Source organism: Aquabacterium lacunae (assembly GCF_004310865.1).
GTDB classification, from domain to species: domain Bacteria; phylum Pseudomonadota; class Gammaproteobacteria; order Burkholderiales; family Burkholderiaceae_C; genus Aquabacterium; species Aquabacterium lacunae.
The window spans coordinates 43,581-60,902 of the sequence record NZ_SIXI01000005.1; the positions used below are offsets into that span (position 1 = coordinate 43,581).

A 17,322-nucleotide genomic window follows, 5' to 3' on the forward strand; every position below is an offset into this window, starting at 1 on the left:
AACACAAAGAAAACGTCGGGGGCGCGCAGTCAACCTGCCAGCGTAGCGTCTGCGCCGCGCAAGGCAAGCATGGCCCCAAGGCTGCGCAGTTTATTCGATACTGAATGAATGATTAATGGCTCGAATATTGTTTGATTCATGACTTTTTTGCAAAAGTGAAGGGCTGCGCGGGAAAGCCGGGGTGGGCGCTGCACCTCGCTGAGGTTACGCTGCGCATATAACGCCAATGAAGCAATGGAGGCAGCATGCGTGGTGTGACGAATCGATCAGGGGGCTGGACGGGCTTGGCCTGGTCGCTCGGGCTGACGGTGGGGCTGGCCTGTGCCGCACCCGTGCAGGCCCAAAGCAGCTATGCGCTCAGCACGCTCAAGCCAGCCACCACCGCCGTGCCGTTGAGCGTGTCCCCGTTGAGCACCTGGGCCATCGACGCCAATGACCATGTGCTGGGCACTGCCGAGCACTTCATGGGCTACGCCTGGTTGTTCACAGCCCTGGCGTACAGGCCGGTGTACACCCCGTTTGTGACTCGCTGGCCTGCCTCCACCTCCGCCAGCGTGAGCCCCAGCAAGTGGGTCAGCGCCGCCAATCAGTTGTCGGCGGCCTCGCCCAACGGGCAACAGCTGATGCTGGTCAATGACGAGACCTTGTACGACGTGGCCAGCAAAAAGGTGGTGGGGGCCTTGCCCACGCTCGCCCCCCGGGCCTTGAGCGTGGCCGTCAACAACTCAGGTCAGGTGCTGGCCCGGATCGAGGCGAGCCGCACTGTTTCGCTGGCGCCCGCCAGCACGGGCGAGTTCAGCTGGCTGATCACCCATGCAGCCACCTGGCGCGCGGCGACCGGTCTGACCCGCTTGCCCGAAGGCGCGGCGGCTTCGTCTCAAGGGTATGCCATCAATGCCAGCGGCACCGTGGCAGGTGCCGTCACAGACGACGCCACCCGCGTGCAACAGGCCGCGCTGTGGGTGAATGGGGCCTTGCAGCGCATGGCCCAGGTGCCACAGACCGCCAGTGCCGCCATCCAGATCAACGACAAGGGGCAGGTGCTGGTTCGGCGCGAGCCGGTGGCGTCTTGTCCGACCGGGCCCACCGTCCTGCTCAATTGTCATGTGAACGCGGGCACCGTGTACCTGCACGACAACGGCGTGGAGTCGGCCTTGTTGCCGGCCGACGCCCGTCGCTGGATCGCCTCGGCCCGCTTGAACAATCAAGGGGTGGTGGTGGGACGTTACCAGACCGGGACGGTGTTGCCCACGCAGCAACTGGGGCCCACCCGTGACGAGACCTACACCGTGCCAGGCGCGAGCTCGGATGCTGGCGGTGACGGCCGGGCCTTCATCTGGCAGCGCGGCGTGTTTTCGGACCTGACCGACTGGGTGAAGGCCCGTGGTGTGAGCCTGCCCGCCGGTGCCGTGCTGACCCATGCCGTGGCACTCAATGACAAGGGCTCCATCGTCGCGCAAATGCGCCTGAGCACCGGAGCCGTCCAGATGGTGCGCCTGACCGCCCGCCCTTGACCTATGCTGACGGCCTGGAGAAGCAGCCGTCGAGGCCTGGGTGGACCGACTCAAACAGATTGAAACCTTCGTGGCCGTGGCCACGCGGGGCAGCCTGACTGCCGCGGCGCAAGCCGAGGGCGTGGCCCCCGCCGTGATCGGCCGGCGCATGGACGCCCTGGAAGAGCGCCTGGGTGTGAAACTGCTGGTGCGCACCACGAGGCGTCTGGCCCTGACCCATGAAGGCGCGGCATTCCTGGAGAACTGCCAGCGCCTGATCACCGACTTCAACACCGCCGAGGCCGAGGTGTCTGAAGGGGGAGTCAAGGCCCGTGGGCATTTGCGCATCACAGCGCCCGCAGGGTTCGGGCGTCGGCATGTGGCGCCCCTGGTTCCGCAGTTCCTGGCCGAGCACCCCGATGTGAGCCTGTCATTGAACCTGTCGGACCGCCTGGTCGATCTGGTCAACGATGGTTACGACTGCGCGATCCGGGTGGGCGACCTGCCCGACTCCAGTCTGGTGAGCCAGCGCCTGGCCGACAACCGGCGCATGGTGGTGGCCAGCCCAGCCTACCTGGCGCGGGCGGGCACGCCCAGGCATCCTGCCGACATCACCCGGCACGAGGGGCTGATCCTGAGTTCGGAAGCCAGCCAGACGCGTGGGTGGGCTTTCACGGTCGAGGGGCAGGTGCAGCACGTGCGGCCGCGTGCGCGACTGGACTGCACCGACGGACAGGTGCTGCACGCCTGGTGCCTGCAGGGCCTGGGGTTGGCCTGGCGCTCGTGGTGGGAAGTGGCCGCTGACCTGAAGGCGGGCCGCCTGGTGACGGTGCTGGACGACTTTGCCGCGCCGACCAATGGCATTTATGCCGTGTATGCCCAGCGCAAACACCTGCCGGTGCGGCTGAGGCTGTGGATCGACTTCGTCAAGGCCCAGTACGCCGACCCGGCCTACTGGGCGCAACAGGCCGTGGGCCACGAGCCCATGGCCTGAGCCGGCTCACTTCGAGGCGGCAGCGGCGGCCGGGCCACCGTCCTTTTCGCACTTCTTGATGAAGCTGTTCTTGGCGGCACCGGCCAGTTTCTTGTCGGCAGCGGCGGTGGCGCAGGCGCCCTTGGGCGCGTCCTTCTCGCACTTCTTGATGAAGCTGGTCTTGGCCGCGCCGGCCAGTTTCTTCTCGGCGGCCTTGGCTTCGCAGGTGGCTTCGGCGTGGGCCAGGCCGGCGGTGAAGGCCAGGGCGAGGGTGGCGATGATCAGGCGCATGGAGGTTCTCCGTGGGTGGACGTGCGTGGAATGTGACCGCGGCCAGCGGTGGTCCGTGGCCGTGACATTTTTAACGCAAATGCAGTGCCAGGGGTTGACCCGGCGCAGCCGCACACCCCGCCAAGCCCCTCACATGATCCGGCGCGGGTCGGCCAGGCGCTCGTGGGCCGCGTGCAGCCGGCGCACCAGCACCCGGATGAAGGCCTCGTCGAAGTGGTGCCTGCAGCCCTGGCTCAGTGCGGCCATGGTGTCGGGCGTGAACGAAATGGTGGTGGCCGGTTCGGACACCACCACGTCGGTGCTGTGGCGGCGCAGTTCGGGGTTGGGCGCCAGGTAGGCCATCTCGCCCACCGAGGTGCCTGCGCCCAGCAGGGCCACGCGCTTGCCGTTGCGGTACACCTCCACATTGCCCTGGGCGATGATGTGGAAGGTGCGCCCTTCTTCGCCGCGCTTGTACAGCGCGTGGCCAAACGGGAAGCGCTGCCACTTGGCGCGGTGCACCACCTCCCACAGCTCGACGTCACCGAAGCTGTTGAAGAAGTCGAGTGCGCGCAGCAGGTTGAAGCGCTCGGAGTCCAGCACGCCCTGCAGCTGCCCGCGCGGCACCTTGTGGCTGGCGATCAGGTCGGACAGCGCCTGGCCGAAGGCGTCCCAGTTGGCGTAGCGGTCTTCCGGGCGTTTGGCCAGGGCCTTGAGCACCACCTCGTCCACCGCCGGCGGCACGCCGGTGCGCAGGGTGGACGGGCCCACCGGCACCACGTTGTAGATCTGGTTCATCAGCACGGCCTGCGAGCCGGCCTCGAACGGCGGCTTGCCGCTGATCAGGTGGTACAGCACGGCGCCCAGCGCGTACATGTCGGCGCGGCTGTCGAGCACGGCACCTTCCAGCTGCTCGGGCGGCATGTAGGCCAGCGAGCCCACCTGGTGCACCTGGGTGGCGTCGGCCTCCAGGTTGAGCACGCTGCCGAAATCGGTGATCTTCACATCGGTGACCAGGCCTTTGGGGTCGGTCACGGCCAGGATGTTGGCGGGCTTCACATCGCGGTGGATCAGGCCTTGCCGGTACACATAGCCCAGGGCCATGGCCAGCTTGAAGCCGATTTCCACGATCAGCTCCAGCGGCAGCAGGGCATCGGGGCGGCAGAACTGCTTGAGCGTGGTGCCGGGCACGTACTCCATGACCACATACGGGGCCACCGGGTCGGCCACTGCATCGTGGATCTGCACCACGTTGGGGTGGTGCAGGCGGCCCACCAGGGCGGCTTCGGCCGCGAAAAAGCGCGCAAAGATCGGCCCGTCCATCGCGTCGCTCAGCATGCTCGAGCGCACCCGCTTGAGCGCCACCGTGCGGTCAAAGAACTCGTCGCGACACAGGAACACCTCGCTGGTGGCGCCTTCGCCCAGCTTCTGGAGGATCTGGTACTTGCCGATCTGGCCCAGCCCGCCCCCGAGTTCGATGTCGATCCCGATGTCGCTCATGAGGGCCCATGATTCCACGCCCACCCAATTTGCAGCTGGCGAAAAGCCGCCTTGCAGCGTCTTATTTCACGGGGGGCGTGCGCGCGGGTGCCCCCGGCCTAAAATGCCGGGATGATTCAAGCCAAGCGTGATCTCCTGGTGGCCCTGGGCGAGGCCCTGCGCCAAGTGGCGCCCGATGCCCCCGCGTCGTTCAGCCCTGTGTTCGAGGCGCCCAAGCAGGCCGCCCACGGCGACCTGGCCGTGACCGCCGCCATGCAGCTGGCCAAGCCCATGAAGAAGAACCCGCGAGAGCTGGCAACCGCCCTGGTGGCGGCGCTGGAAGCCCAGAGCGCCGTGCAGCAGTGGGTGCAGCTGCCCATCGAGGTGGCCGGCCCCGGTTTCATCAACCTGCGCCTCAGGCCCGAAGCCAAGCAGGGCATCGTCACCGATGTGCTGGCCGCTGGCGACAAGTTCGGCTGGCAGGCCGAAGCTGGCAAGAAGGTGCTGGTCGAGTTCGTGTCGGCCAACCCCACCGGCCCGCTGCACGTGGGCCATGGCCGCCAGGGCGCGCTGGGCGATGCGCTGTGCAACCTGTTCGAGACGCAGGGCCAGCAGGTCACCCGCGAGTTCTATTACAACGACGCCGGTGTGCAGATCGCCACGCTGGCGGCCTCCACCCAGGCACGCCTGAAGGGCCTCAAGCCTGGTGATGCCGAGTGGCCTGAATCGGCCTACAACGGCGACTACATCGCCGACATCGCCGAGGCCTTCTTGGCCAAGGCCACCGTCAAGGCCGACGATCGCGAGTTCACCGCCAGCGGTGACGTGAACGACCTCGACAGCATCCGCCAGTTCGCCGTGGCCTACCTGCGCCACGAGCAAGACCTGGACTTGAAGGCCTTTGGCGTTCGCTTCGACAACTACTACCTCGAATCCAGTCTGTACACCTCGGGCCGGGTCGAGGCGGCGGTGCAAAAGCTGAAGGACGCGGGCAAAACCTTCGAAGACGGCGGCGCCCTGTGGCTGCGCTCCACCGACTATGGTGACGACAAAGACCGCGTCATGAAGAAGTCGGACGGCGGCTACACCTACTTCGTGCCCGATGTGGCCTATCACATCGCCAAGTGGGAGCGCGGCTTCCAGCAGTGCGTGAACATCCAGGGCTCGGACCACCACGGCACCATCGCCCGTGTGCGTGCCGGCCTGCAGGCGGCTGGCGTGGGCATCCCCCAGGGCTGGCCCGACTACGTGCTGCACAAGATGGTCACCGTGATGAAGAACGGTGAGGAGGTCAAGATCTCCAAGCGCGCAGGCAGCTACGTCACACTGCGCGACCTGATCGAGTGGACCAGCAAAGATGCCGTGCGCTTCTTCCTGATCAGCCGCAAGGCCGACACGGAGTTCGTGTTCGACGTTGACCTGGCGCTCAAGCAGAACGACGAGAACCCCGTGTTTTACGTGCAGTACGCGCATGCGCGCATCTGCTCGGTGCGTGCGCAATATGCTGACAAGGGGGCTGATCTGGCGGCCCTGAACACGGCCAAGCTGGCCCTGCTGGTGGCTCCGACCGAGCTGTCGCTGATGAGCAAGCTGGCCGAATACCCGGCCATGCTGAGTGCCGCGGCGCAAGGTCTGGCCCCCCACGACGTGGCCTTCTACCTGCGCGACCTGGCCAGTGCCTTCCACAGCTATTACGCTGCCGAGCGATTCCTGGTCGATGATGCCGAGCTCAGCCGCGCCCGTGTGGCCCTGCTGTCGGCCACGGCCCAGGTGCTGCGCAACGGCCTGGCCCTGCTGGGCGTGAGTGCCCCCGAGAAGATGTAAGGACACCCCATGCAAACGCAACAGGGACAACGGCAGCAAAGGCAGCGCGGAGGCTTCTTCCTCGGCATGATCGTGGGCCTGCTGATCGGGCTGGCCATGGCCCTGGCCGTGGCGCTGTACGTGACGAAGGCGCCGCTGCCCTTCATCGACAAGGTGCCCCAGCGCACGGCCGATCAGGACGCGGCCGAGGCCGAGCACAACAAGAACTGGGACCCCAATGCCCCCCTGTATGGCAACAACCCGGCCAAGCCCAAGCCCGTGCCCCCCGCGGCTTCGGAAGCGGTGAGCACCCAGGCGCCTGAAGCGGCGTCGGCGCCGGCGCCGGCGTCGGCCGCTTCGGCGGCGCCCAAGGCCGAGAAAGCCGCTGACAAGGCCAAGGCCGCCGAGAAAGCGGCGGACAAAGCCAGCGGTGCAGCCTCGGGCGCGCGCAACCCTGCGGCCATCCTGTCGGGAGAACCCGTGTCGTCCGGCGGTGCGGCTGATGCGTTGACCTACTATGTGCAGGCTGGGGCCTATGCCAGCTCGGCAGAAGCCGAGCAGCAACGCGCCAAGCTGTCGATGATGGGCATGGAGGCCCGCGTCTCCGAGCGCGAAGTCAACGGCCGCACCATGTACCGGGTTCGCCTGGGCCCCTTCTCGCAGAAGGAACTCGCCGACCAGACGCGGGTCACCCTGTCGGGCAATGGGGTCGAGTCGGCCCTGGTGCGAGTGCAGAAATGACCGTTTCGTTTTCCTGAAAGGACACCCTGTGATGAACCGCCGCGAGTTTTCCAAGCACGCCACCTTGATGGGGGCTGCAGGCCTGGTGCTGGGCGCATCGCCCCTGGCGCAGGCCCAGGGCATGGCACCGGTGGAGGGCACGAATTACGTTCGCCTGTCGCAGCGCGCTCCGGTGTCGGCACCTGCGGGCAAGATCGAGGTCGTCGAGTTCTTCTGGTACGGCTGCCCGCATTGCCATCACTTCGACCCTGCTTTGAGCGCATGGGCCGCCAAGCTGCCCGCCGATGTGGCTTTCCGTCGCGTGCCGGTGGCCTTCCGCGAAAACCCCTTCGTGATCCACCAGAAGCTGTACTTCACCCTGGAAGGCATGGGCCTGCTGGGCAGCCTGCACATGAAGGTGTTCAACGCCATCCATGAGCAGCAGATGAAGCTGGACACGGTCGACGCCATCACCGACTACCTGGTCAAGCAAGGCGTGGACAAGGACAAGTTCCTGGCCATGTTCAACTCGTTTGGCATGCAGAACAAGGTCAAGCAGGCGCGTGCGCTGGCCGAGGCCTACCGCATCGATGGTGTGCCCACGCTGGGCATCCAGGGGCAGTACTTCACGTCGGTGTCATTGAACGGCACCCCGGACAAGACACTGGCCACGGTGAACTTCCTGGTCGACAAGGTCCGCAAGGGCAAGTGAGCCTTGGGCCGCCCGGCCCTCCCCGGGCCCTCCAGCAGCCCATGCCCCGCCGGATTTCTTTGACTGTGCAGCACGGAGATGGGTGAAATCCCGTGCTGCACAGGCGCTTCATGGCTAGAATGAATGCAAATTTCGTGCCTCATTCTGAAAGCCTTGCGCGTGTCCACCCCTGTCGTCCTGTCTCACCTGTGTGCCCCGAGGGCTCTCAAGCCCCTGCTGGCCGGCGTGCTGTCATGCGCCTTGTGGAGTGGCCTGGGCTGGGGCCTGGCCCATGCCGACAAGGCCGATCGGTTCGCGCCCATCAATTTCGCGGCCGACAGCGCCCGGGTCGATGACAACAGCCGCCTGAACGTGCTCAAGGGCAATGTGGAGCTCACCAAGGGCACCATCGTGCTCAAGGCCGATCAGGTCGAGGTGCGTCAACTGGCCGAAGGTGCCCAGAGCGCCGTGGCCACCGGGGGCGAAGGCGGCCGCGCCTATTTCCGCCAGCGCCGCGAAGGCCTCGACGAATTCATCGAGGGCCAGAGCGAGCGCATCGAATTCGACGGCAAGGCCGACCAGGTGCGCTTCATCGGCAAGGCCGTGATGCGCCGTCTGCGAGGCGCCACCGTGGCCGACGAGGTGACCGGCCAGACCATCGTGTACGACAACCGCACCGAGGTGTTCCAGGTGGTCGGGCGCACCGGCGCCACCACCACAGGCGGGCCAGGCACCAGTTCGGGCCGTGTGCGTGGCACCATCGCCCCCCGCAAAGAGGCGCCGGGCAAGGCCGACGGCGCCACAGAGGCCCCTTGGCCCGGTGAGCAAAGCCAGGCACCTCAGGGCGGCGCTTCGCTGGCGGCCTCCACCAGCCTGTCGGCCACAGACAACCAGCGGGGCCAGCCATGAGCGCCATGCCTCACACCGCAGCCACACCCAGCCGCCTGCGCGCCGAAGGCCTCAAAAAGCGCTACGGCGCCCGCACCGTGGTGCACGATGTGCACGTGGCCGTGAGTGCCGGCGAAGTGGTGGGCCTGCTGGGGCCCAACGGTGCCGGCAAGACCACCAGCTTCTACATGATCGTGGGTCTGGTGCGGGCCGACGCCGGCCTGATCGACATCGACGGGCAGCGGGTCGAGACGCTGCCCATCCATCAGCGTTCGCGCATGGGCCTGAGCTACCTGCCGCAAGAGGCCTCCATCTTTCGCAAGCTGAACGTGGAAGAGAACATCCGTGCCGTGCTCGAACTGCAGGTCGATGAGGCGGGCAAGCCCCTGAAGGCTGCCGAGATCGAATCGCGCCTCGACGGCCTGCTGAAAGACCTCAGCATCGAGCGCCTGCGCACCAGCCCGTCGCTGGCGCTGTCAGGCGGGGAGCGACGCCGCGTCGAGATCGCGCGGGCCCTGGCCACGCAGCCGCGCTTCATCCTGCTGGACGAGCCCTTCGCGGGCGTCGACCCGATCGCCGTGATCGAGATCCAGCGCATCATCGGATTCCTGAAGGAGCGCGGCATCGGCGTGCTCATCACCGACCACAACGTGCGCGAGACGCTGGGCATCTGCGACCGCGCCTACATCATCAGCGAGGGGCGGGTGCTGGCCGAAGGGCGGCCTTCCGACATCGTGCACAACGCCGATGTCCGCAAGGTCTACCTGGGCGAGCACTTCCGCATGTGAGGCCTGGCCTCACGCAACGAGAGCGATCATGAAGCCGTCCTTGCAGTTCCGTCTGTCGCAGCACCTGGCGCTCACGCCCCAGCTGCAGCAGTCGATCCGCCTGTTGCAGCTGTCCACCCTGGAGCTGCACCAGGAGATCGAGCAGATGCTCGAGATGAACCCCTTCCTCGAGCCGGAAGGCGAAGACGGTTTCGACAACAGCCTGGTCAGCCTGGAGGCCGAACGCGCCCAGGCCGAGAAAGGCACCCGCGAAGAAGCGCGCGAAGAAGTGCGTGAAGACAGCGGCGGCAGCGAGGGCGACAGCCTGGACACGGCCGAGCTGGGCACCACCGAGCGCGACGACTGGGAAAACGGCACCGAGCGCGACGACTTCGACGGCATCAGCGAGGCGCCTTCGCGCCAGAGCGGCGATGGCGACGACGACTTCGACCCCATGTCGCGCAACAGCGCGGCCGTGAGCCTGCAGGACCACCTGCGCGAGCAGCTGCTGGGCACGCGCCTGGGCGCCGCCGACATGGCCGCGGTCGAGATGCTGATCGAATCGCTGAACGAAGACGGCTACCTGGCCGATTCGCTGGAAGAGATCGCCGAATCGCTGCTGCCGCCCGACATCGCCGAGATGGACCCGATGGAGGCCGAAGAGCTGCGTGACGAGGTGCTCAGCCGCCTGCGTTGCGCGCTGAAGTGGCTGCAGCACATGGACCCGGTGGGCGTGGGCGCGGCCAACCTGTCGGAATGCCTGGAGATCCAGCTGCGCACCTTGCCGCGCAGCGAAGCCCAGCTGATCGCCATCCTGATCTGCAAGAGCCACCTGGAGCTGCTGGCCCGGCGCGACTACAAGAAGCTGATGTCGGCCACGGGCGCCGACGAGGCCTTGCTGAAAGAGGCCCAGGCCCTGATCGTGCAGCTGGAGCCCAAGCCGGGCCGCCGCTTCACGCGGGCCGAGGCCAACATCATCGTGCCCGACGTGATCGTGACCAAGAACGGCCGCGGCTTCAAGGTGATGCTCAACCCCGACGTGATGCCCAAGCTGCGCATCAACGATCTGTACGCCAGCGCGCTCAAGCAAAGCCGTGCGCCACGCGGCTCGGCCGCCACCGAAGGCCACGCCAACATGAGCGCGCGGCTGCAGGAGGCCCGCTGGTTCGTCAAGAACATCCAGCAGCGCTTTGACACCATCTTGCGCGTGTCGCAGGCCATCGTCGACCGGCAGAAGAACTTCTTCACCCATGGCGAAATCGCCATGAAGCCGCTGGTGCTGCGCGAGATCGCCGACGAACTGGGCCTGCACGAATCGACCATTTCCCGCGTGACCACGGCCAAGTACATGGCCACGCAGTTCGGCACCTTCGAGCTCAAGTACTTCTTCGGCTCGTCGCTGAACACCGAGGCCGGTGGCAATGCGTCGAGCACGGCCGTGCGGGCTTTGATCAAGCAGCTGGTGTCGGCCGAAGACCCGAAGAAGCCGCTGTCGGACAGCCAGCTCAGTCAGATGCTCGAAGAGCAGGGCATCCAGGTGGCGCGCCGCACGGTGGCCAAGTACCGCGAGGCGCTCAAGATCGCGCCCGCCAACCTGCGCAAGACCCTCTGAGATGGACCTGTTGCTGCGTGTGTGGGCGGCCCTGCCCTGGCAGGACTGGACGGCCCTGTTGCTGTTCGTGGTGGGCTGGGTGGCCTACGCCGCCTTTGCGGCCTGGCGCGCCAAGGTCGAGCGCACCCTGCTGTCGAGCACCAACCACTACCGTCGCCTGTGGATGTACCAGGTGACCTACCGCGACCAGCGCATCGTCGATGCCGCCATCACGCAGAACCTGGCCTCCAGCCCCTCGTTCTGGGCCTCGACCACCATCCTGATCCTCGGCGGTTTGCTGGCCGTGCTGGGCGCCAGCGAAAAAGCCACCGAGATCGTGCGGGACCTGCCGTTTGCGGCCCGCACCTCCATGCTGGTGTTCGACCTCAAGGTCGTGGTGATGCTGGCCGTGTTCGTGTACGCCTTTTTCCGCTTCACGTGGTCGATGCGGGTGTACTCGTTCGGCGCCATCATGGTGGGCGCTGCGCCCAACAAGGAAATCTTCGACCAGGGCCTGGCCGACCGACAGGAGTTCGCCAACCGCGCCGGGCAGCTCATGGGCATGGCCGCCGAGAGTTTTGCCGACGGGCTGCGGGCGTACTACATGTCCTTTGCCGTGATCGCGTGGTTCATCTCGCCCGAGTTCTTCGCGCTCAGCACACTGGCTGTGCTGTCGGTGCTGTACCGCCGCGAGTTCCGCTCGGACGTGTCGGTGGTGCTCAAGGCCGATGCGCCCATTTCGGCGTCCACCATCGCGGCGTCACAGGCTACATCTCAAGCGGCTTCGCCGGCCTCGGTCCCGTCCCGCACCCAACCCTGATTCCCCCATCGCCGCGCCGTCGGCGACACTACCGCCCATGAACGACCACGCTCCCCGCCGCAAGGGCCCTCCGCGCCCCATGGGCACTGCACCCCGCCGCCCCGATGACCGCGGCGGGCGTGGCCCCGACCGGGGCTTTGACCGGGGGCCTGCCCGCGGCCCCGACCGTGGCCCGGATCGCGCCTCGCAGGGCGGGCGCCCGCGCCCTTTTGACGATGACCGCGCGCCCATCCAGCCGGTGCGCCGTGACCTGCGGCCCGTGCTGTTCATGCCCTGCGCCATGGGCGTGGAGCCACTGCTGGCCGAAGAACTCACGCCCTTGCTGGCCTCGCTGAACCTGCTGGTCATTGAAGAAAAGGGCGGCGTGCTGGTGCGCTCGGGCCAGGCCGATGGCCGTGCGCCCATCGACCTGGCGTTCGACCTGAGCAGCCCCCAGGCCACCACCCTGATCGAAGCCTGCGCCCTGATCAACCTGCACAGCCGCCTGGCCCAGCGGGTGCTGTGGCGCGTGGCCTTTGGCCCCTACCAGACCGAAGACCAGCTGTACATGCTGGGGCGCTGCGTGATCTGGCCCGAGTGGATGCGCGTGGACCAGACCCTGCGCGTGGACGTGACCGCGCGCCACAGCCCGCTCAAGAGCCTGAACTTCGCGGCCTTGCGCATCAAGGACGCGGTGTGCGACAGCCTGCGCGAAGAGCTGGGCGAGCGCCCCGACGTGGACACCCGCCACCCCGACCTGGCCCTGCACCTGCACCTCGACGGCCAGGCCGCCCACCTGTACGTCGACACCTCGGGCGAGGCCCTGTTCAAGCGCGGCTGGCGCGAAGACAAGGGCGAGGCCCCGCTGAAGGAAACGCTGGCAGCGGCCATGCTGGCAGCGGCCGGCTGGAAGGGCCGCCCGGAAGACGGCACCTTGCTCGACCCCTGCTGCGGCTCGGGCACCATCGCCATCGAGGCCGCGCAGATTGCCTGCGGCATCGCGTCCGGCCTGCAGCGCCGCTTTGCCTTTGAAAAGCTGCTGCCCTTCCAGCCGCACCAGGCGCGCTGGCAGCAGTTGCGCCAGCAGGCGCGGGCCCAGCAGCACCCACCGCGCGTGCGCATCGTCACGGGCGACGTGTCGTTCCGCATGACCGACTTCGCCACCCGCAACGCCGAGCGCGCCGGCGTGCTGCACGCCATCGAGTTCAAGACGGCCGATGCCTTGCAACGCCCCGCCCCCGACGAGACCGGCGTGATGATGTTCAACCCGCCGTATGGCGAGCGCATCGACCCCAAGGGCACGGGCGCGGGCGGCCGCCAGGCGCCGCAGGCCGAGCGCGCGCCACGCGAAGACTTCATCGACCGCGACGCCAGCGACTTTTTCCAGCGCCTGTCGAGCCACTGGAAAAAGCAGTACAGCGGCTGGACCGCCTGGGTGCTGTCGCCCGACATGAAGCTGCCTTCGGCCATGCGCCTGAAGGAAAGCCGCCGGGTGGTGATGTTCAACGGTCCGATCGAATGCCGTCTGTTCCGCTTTGACCTGGTCAAGGGCTCGCTGCGCGAGGTCCCGCCTGCGGCCCGCCCGGATGCCAGTGCTGGCTCAGAGGCGCAGGGCTGAGCCTTGGTGGCTCACTGCACCGTCAGGGTCTGCCACGGTGTTTCGTGGCTGACTTGCAGTGTGGCGTTGTTCACGTACTGCAGGCGCAGCTGGTAAGTGCCTGCGGGTGGCTTCACCCAGGCCTCGGTGTGTCCGTGGTTGAAATCCAGCGTTTCGGCGCCATTGGGGCCCTTCATCAGCAGCTGAAAGTGGCCTGACGCCTTGTCGCGGATCTGGGTGTGGCTGATGTTCAGACCAGAGGCATGCATCTGCACGCGGAACGGTCGCTTGACCACATCGCCGGGCTGGGGCGTCAGCAGACTCACCCCTTTGCGCAACAGCGACTCGGGTTTCACGCTCGCCCGCTGTTGCGTGACCTGTACCGTGATGGCCGGGCTGTAGATGAAGTAGGGGATGTGCTTGTGGTTGGCCAGCAGCATGCGCAGGCGGTAGGTGCCTGGCTTGAGGTTCAGCACGGCCTCCATCTGGCCTTTGCCGAAGTGCAGGTACTGGTCGTTGAACGGCAGTGGCTTGGTGAAGTCCAGCGGCAGATCTCGGTTGATCAGCAGGTGGTGGTGACCGGCACCTTGTACTTCTTCGCTGATGCTGGCCAGACCCTGGCGGGTGAGCCCGAACTTGAGCACGAAGGGTGATTCGAGCTTTTGCCCGTCACGCAGGTTGGTGATGTAGTTGACCGGGTCACGGGCCTGCATGGGCACCACCACCCAGGGGTGGGCGTCGGTGGCCACACCATGGCCGGCCGGAGCCGAGTCGGCGTGGCTGGAAGGGACTGAGGTCTGGGCGCTGGGTGCGGTGGTCAGACTGAGCAGTGCGGCCAGAAGCGACAGGCCGCGTGTCGTGTGGGTGTTCATCGATCAAGTACTGCTGAGACCGGCGGCCAGGGACAGCGCCATCAAAGGCGCGGTGTCGGCGCGCAGCACCCGACCTCCCAGTCCGACCGGCGTCCATCCGGTTTGAAGGCATTGTTGCACCTCTTCGGGGCTCAGGCCGCCTTCCGGGCCATTGAGGAAGCACAGGGTCTGCCCGGGGCGTTGGGCTTGAATCCAGGGCAATGCCCCTGTCTGAGGGGCAAAGCTGAGCACCGCCCGAGCCCAGTCGGTGGGCACGGTTGGCAACCATTGGCGGAGGTTTTTCACAGGGTGAATTTCGGGCACGCGGGTGCGACCGCTTTGCTCGCTGGCGGCCACGGCCACGCCCTGCCAATGCGCCACCTTGCGTGTGGCCCGGTCGCCGTCCAGGCGCAGCACCGACCGGCTGGCCATCAGGGGCTGGATGACGGTGGCGCCCAGTTCGGTGGCCTTCTCGACCACCGTGTCCATGCGGTCGTTGGCGGGCATGACCACGGCCAGCACCACGTGGCGGTCGAGTTCGCGTTCGACGGCGGTGTGGGCCTCGAGCCGCACCGCCACTTGCTTGCGGCCCATGGCGCTCACCTGGGCCTGCCACTCGCCGCCCTGCCCGCTGAACAGCGTGACGGTGTCGCCAGGCTGCAGGCGCAGCACCTGCACATGGCGAGCGGCCGACTCGGGCAGGTCGAATTCGGTGTCGGGCACGGGGGACAGGTCAGGAACGTAAAGGCGCGGCATGGTGAGCAACAAAGCAAAACGCCCCGCGGCCAAAGCCAGCAGGGCGCGCGGGAAGTGACGTGGGCACGTCAGCCCGGAGTGTGCCTCAAGGCTGAGCGTTCTGATTCACTTGTCTCCTCGGTTCAGGTCGGTGCGCACGGTCAGGAAGGGTTGCACCAAGCGGCCTGTGGTGTAGGTGTCGCTGGCGTCGGTGCGGGTCTTCTGGATGTCGATCACGCCGCCTGCAGCGTTGGCGTTCGGGCCAAAGAAGCCACCGCTGACCTTGCCGGTCACGCTGCCGTCGGTGGCGCTGAAGCTTTGCGACTGGAAGCGCGAGCCGTCGATGGTGCCGTTGTCGATGTTGAAGCCCACGCCGCGCACCAGTTGGGTCTGCCCGTTGGCCAGTTGCTGGTAGCGCAGGCCGGCGGTGTCGGCGCCACCGTTGACCACCCCCGTGAAGGTCCGCTGGCCGAAGTTGACCGTCAGTTGCACGTTGTCTGGCACCTCGGCCGTGCGCTCGCTGAACAAGCGGCCGCTGTAGTTGGCAATGACCTGTCCCTGGTTCAGGGCCGTCATGTCGGCGGCGGACGTCAGCCGTCCAGCCACCCCGACCACGGTCGAGGAGGACTCTCCCTCGGTGCGGGCCATGATGTTGCCGGTGTACCAAGCCACTTGCACATCCAACAGGTTGTGGTCCCATTCGAGCGGAATCAGGGACATGGAGTCACCTGCGTACCCACAGCATGAGCCCGTGATCGACAGTGTGGAGGGGCCTGTACGGGGCACGGCTTCGCTGGCCAGCGCCGTGGCCGTCAGCGTGATGCTGGCCGGGAAAGGGTCGGTGGCCTCGTTCGGGCCTTCTGCCTCTGTGGCCGAAAAAGCATAGGGGTGGAAGCTGCTGCTGGGCCGTTTCGCCATCAGAGCTGCGGCTTTCTCGAACGGGAGGGCAATGCCGATTTCGAACTGGCTGGGCTCGGGCACCGTGAAGGTGCCAAAGCCGCACAGGCCGCCCGATTCACAGGGCAGGTCGAGCGTGGGCAGTGCGGGTGCGGTCGGCGCGGGGGGGCTGGTCGTCTGGGCAGTGGCCAGCGTGCGGTACCAGTTGGTCTGTGCGGGCAATTCGGACAGGCGAGGCGTGTTGCCCGATGCCGTGGGTTCGAACTGTTCCCAGAAGCCCCAGCGGTTCACCGAGTCTTCTGCGATGGTGGTGTTCCCGTACAGGACCACGCTCTTGAGTTGCTCTTCCGTGGGGTTGGCTTGCGCGCTGATGGCGGCCGCCAGAGCGACCAGGCTCAACACGTGACGGGGCGAGACGTTTGACTTCATGATGAACTCCTGACTCAGAAACTGCGGCCGAAGGAGACCAGCAGCAGGTTGCGCTGGAACTGGTAAAGGGCCAGATTGGCGGTGTTGTCGACGTGGGCGAGGGTGGTGTTCACGCTCCAGCCCTTGAACGCGTGGTCGCCTGTGAACCGGTGGCTGAAGCCCAGTTCCCAGCGGCGCTCGATTTCTCGGCGCGACACGCCAAACACGGCTTCGGTGCCTTCAAAGCGCGATTGGCGCCAGTCCCAGCGGGCCAAGACTTCACCCCCTGGCCAGGCTTGCCAGCTGACGGCGGCAAAGCCTTCCTGGCCAGCGTTGGAGTAACGGCTGTCGGAGGCCTGTTCATCAAAAGCTTTCAGGCCGCCCTGCAGGGCCCAGCGTCCGCCTTGCAGCAGGCGGCCCAAGGTCACCCCGACGTTGCGCACGTCGCTGTCGCGACCCAGGTCCACACTGCGTCGGAAGTCACGCTTGAGGAATTGCGCGTCCAGTCCGAACTCGGTTTCACGCCCCAGGTTCCACGTGATGGAGGGGCTGATCGAGCTGTACAGGCCCAGGTCGTTGCCGCCCAGCCAGATCTGGTCGAGCTGCAAGCTGGTGTTGGCGCGCCATTGCCCGGAGACCATCCAGGTCGGGCCCGTGGCGGCCGACAGCACGGCAACATCCTGTTCGTTTTCGCGGTGGTGCAACTTGCCGTACCCATTCAGGCTGGTTTGCCAGCCCAGTCGCCCGGCTTGCTGACCCAGGCGGAACGGGGTGGCGCGTTGCCATTGGTGTGTCACCCCCCCTTGCACAAACTGAGACCAGTCCGAGCGAGGGCGGAACGCGGGGTTCAGGGTGAGGGTGCCCAGCGAGGTGGACCCCAGCAGGTCGCTGGAGGGGCCCGCATTGACGTTGTCGTCATGCGACAGACCGGCGGTCAGTGAATAGCTCACGGTGCTCCGCTGGCCGTCGGCCATGCGCTGCTCGAGTTCCAGTTGCTTGACGAAGCTGCTCACCGACAGCCGGACGATCTCGGGGGTGGCGGGATCGGCCAGCACCCTTTGGGCTTCTTGCAGGGCGCGGTCGAAGTTCAGGGTGCGGTAGTACGCCACAGCCAGTTCCAGCCGCGCGCGGTTCAAGGTCGGATGGGCATTGAGCAGGGATTCCAGCGTGTCGATGGCCTGGAACGGTTGACCTGTTTCGCGCTGGTACAGGCCCTGGCGGTAACGGGTTTCGATCTCCGACGTCACCGATGCCGATTCACTGGCCTGTGCCAGCGTGCCCGCGGCGGCCAGCAGGCACAGGAGGGTGGAACGTGAGAGTGCATGGGGGAACCGCATGGGCAACTGTCTCCAAACGTAAA

Annotated in this window: 16 protein-coding genes; 10 read left to right on the forward strand and 6 right to left on the reverse strand. The window is 66.7% G+C overall.

Translation table 11 applies throughout. From position 1 onward, the window contains the following. Positions 1–245 precede the first annotated feature (245 nt). Both EYS42_RS12510 and EYS42_RS12515 read left to right on the forward strand, forming a co-directional pair. Complete coding sequence (locus tag EYS42_RS12510; protein ID WP_130968526.1) at positions 246–1,514, forward strand: hypothetical protein; 1,269 nt, start codon at positions 246–248, stop codon at positions 1,512–1,514. Positions 1,515–1,554: 40 nt separating this feature from the next. Next, positions 1,555–2,487, forward strand: coding sequence for a LysR family transcriptional regulator (locus EYS42_RS12515; protein WP_130968527.1), 933 nt, complete (start codon positions 1,555–1,557; stop codon positions 2,485–2,487). A 6-nt stretch (positions 2,488–2,493) separates the two neighbouring features. Here EYS42_RS12515 and EYS42_RS12520 read toward each other — a convergent pair whose 3' ends face one another. Further along, entirely contained in the window at positions 2,494–2,757 is a 264-nt protein-coding gene (locus EYS42_RS12520; RefSeq protein WP_130968528.1) for a hypothetical protein, read from the reverse strand. A 129-nt stretch (positions 2,758–2,886) separates the two neighbouring features. After that, entirely contained in the window at positions 2,887–4,236 is a 1,350-nt protein-coding gene (locus EYS42_RS12525) for a protein kinase domain-containing protein (RefSeq protein ID WP_130968529.1), read from the reverse strand. Positions 4,237–4,347: 111 nt separating this feature from the next. On the opposite strand from EYS42_RS12525, the gene argS reads away from it, so the two are divergent. The 8 genes from argS (at position 4,348) to EYS42_RS12565 (ending at position 13,092) form a co-directional block, all read left to right on the forward strand. Further along, positions 4,348–6,039, forward strand: coding sequence for an arginine--tRNA ligase (gene argS, locus EYS42_RS12530; RefSeq protein WP_130968530.1), 1,692 nt, complete (start codon positions 4,348–4,350; stop codon positions 6,037–6,039). Positions 6,040–6,048: 9 nt separating this feature from the next. Continuing rightward, a complete protein-coding gene (locus tag EYS42_RS12535; RefSeq protein ID WP_130968531.1) occupies positions 6,049–6,759 on the forward strand; it encodes an SPOR domain-containing protein in 711 nt (236 codons plus the stop codon). A 31-nt stretch (positions 6,760–6,790) separates the two neighbouring features. Next, on the forward strand, positions 6,791–7,450 hold the full coding sequence (locus EYS42_RS12540) for a thiol:disulfide interchange protein DsbA/DsbL (RefSeq protein WP_130968532.1): 660 nt from the start codon (positions 6,791–6,793) through the stop codon (positions 7,448–7,450). 159 nt (positions 7,451–7,609) lie between these two features. Then, a complete protein-coding gene (gene lptA / locus EYS42_RS12545; RefSeq protein ID WP_245503633.1) occupies positions 7,610–8,338 on the forward strand; it encodes a lipopolysaccharide transport periplasmic protein LptA in 729 nt (242 codons plus the stop codon). 5 nt (positions 8,339–8,343) lie between these two features. Beyond that, the gene (gene lptB / locus EYS42_RS12550; protein WP_245503634.1) at positions 8,344–9,105 is read left to right on the forward strand and encodes an LPS export ABC transporter ATP-binding protein; all 762 of its coding nucleotides are present in this window, start codon (positions 8,344–8,346) and stop codon (positions 9,103–9,105) included. Between the two features lie 28 nt (positions 9,106–9,133). Further along, positions 9,134–10,696 (forward strand): RNA polymerase factor sigma-54, encoded by a 1,563-nt coding sequence (locus tag EYS42_RS12555; protein ID WP_130968535.1) that lies wholly within the window; start codon positions 9,134–9,136, stop codon positions 10,694–10,696. A gap of 1 nt (position 10,697) precedes the next feature. Beyond that, on the forward strand, positions 10,698–11,495 hold the full coding sequence (locus tag EYS42_RS12560; protein WP_130968536.1) for a DUF599 domain-containing protein: 798 nt from the start codon (positions 10,698–10,700) through the stop codon (positions 11,493–11,495). A gap of 268 nt (positions 11,496–11,763) precedes the next feature. Next, positions 11,764–13,092, forward strand: coding sequence for a THUMP domain-containing class I SAM-dependent RNA methyltransferase (locus tag EYS42_RS12565; RefSeq protein ID WP_207301164.1), 1,329 nt, complete (start codon positions 11,764–11,766; stop codon positions 13,090–13,092). A gap of 11 nt (positions 13,093–13,103) precedes the next feature. Here the strand turns inward: EYS42_RS12565 and EYS42_RS12570 are convergent, their stop codons facing one another. The 4 genes from EYS42_RS12570 to EYS42_RS12585 all read right to left on the reverse strand — a co-directional run bounded on the left by EYS42_RS12570 (position 13,104) and on the right by EYS42_RS12585 (position 17,299). Then, positions 13,104–13,943, reverse strand: coding sequence for a DUF4399 domain-containing protein (locus tag EYS42_RS12570; protein WP_130968537.1), 840 nt, complete (start codon positions 13,941–13,943; stop codon positions 13,104–13,106). A gap of 3 nt (positions 13,944–13,946) precedes the next feature. Beyond that, positions 13,947–14,678: a 16S rRNA (uracil(1498)-N(3))-methyltransferase gene (locus tag EYS42_RS12575; protein WP_130968538.1), complete on the reverse strand. Its 732-nt coding sequence runs from the start codon at positions 14,676–14,678 to the stop codon at positions 13,947–13,949. Between the two features lie 105 nt (positions 14,679–14,783). Next, positions 14,784–15,983: a transferrin-binding protein-like solute binding protein gene (locus EYS42_RS12580; protein ID WP_130968539.1), complete on the reverse strand. Its 1,200-nt coding sequence runs from the start codon at positions 15,981–15,983 to the stop codon at positions 14,784–14,786. 14 nt (positions 15,984–15,997) lie between these two features. Next, positions 15,998–17,299 (reverse strand): tetratricopeptide repeat protein, encoded by a 1,302-nt coding sequence (locus EYS42_RS12585; protein WP_130968540.1) that lies wholly within the window; start codon positions 17,297–17,299, stop codon positions 15,998–16,000. Positions 17,300–17,322 lie beyond the last annotated feature (23 nt).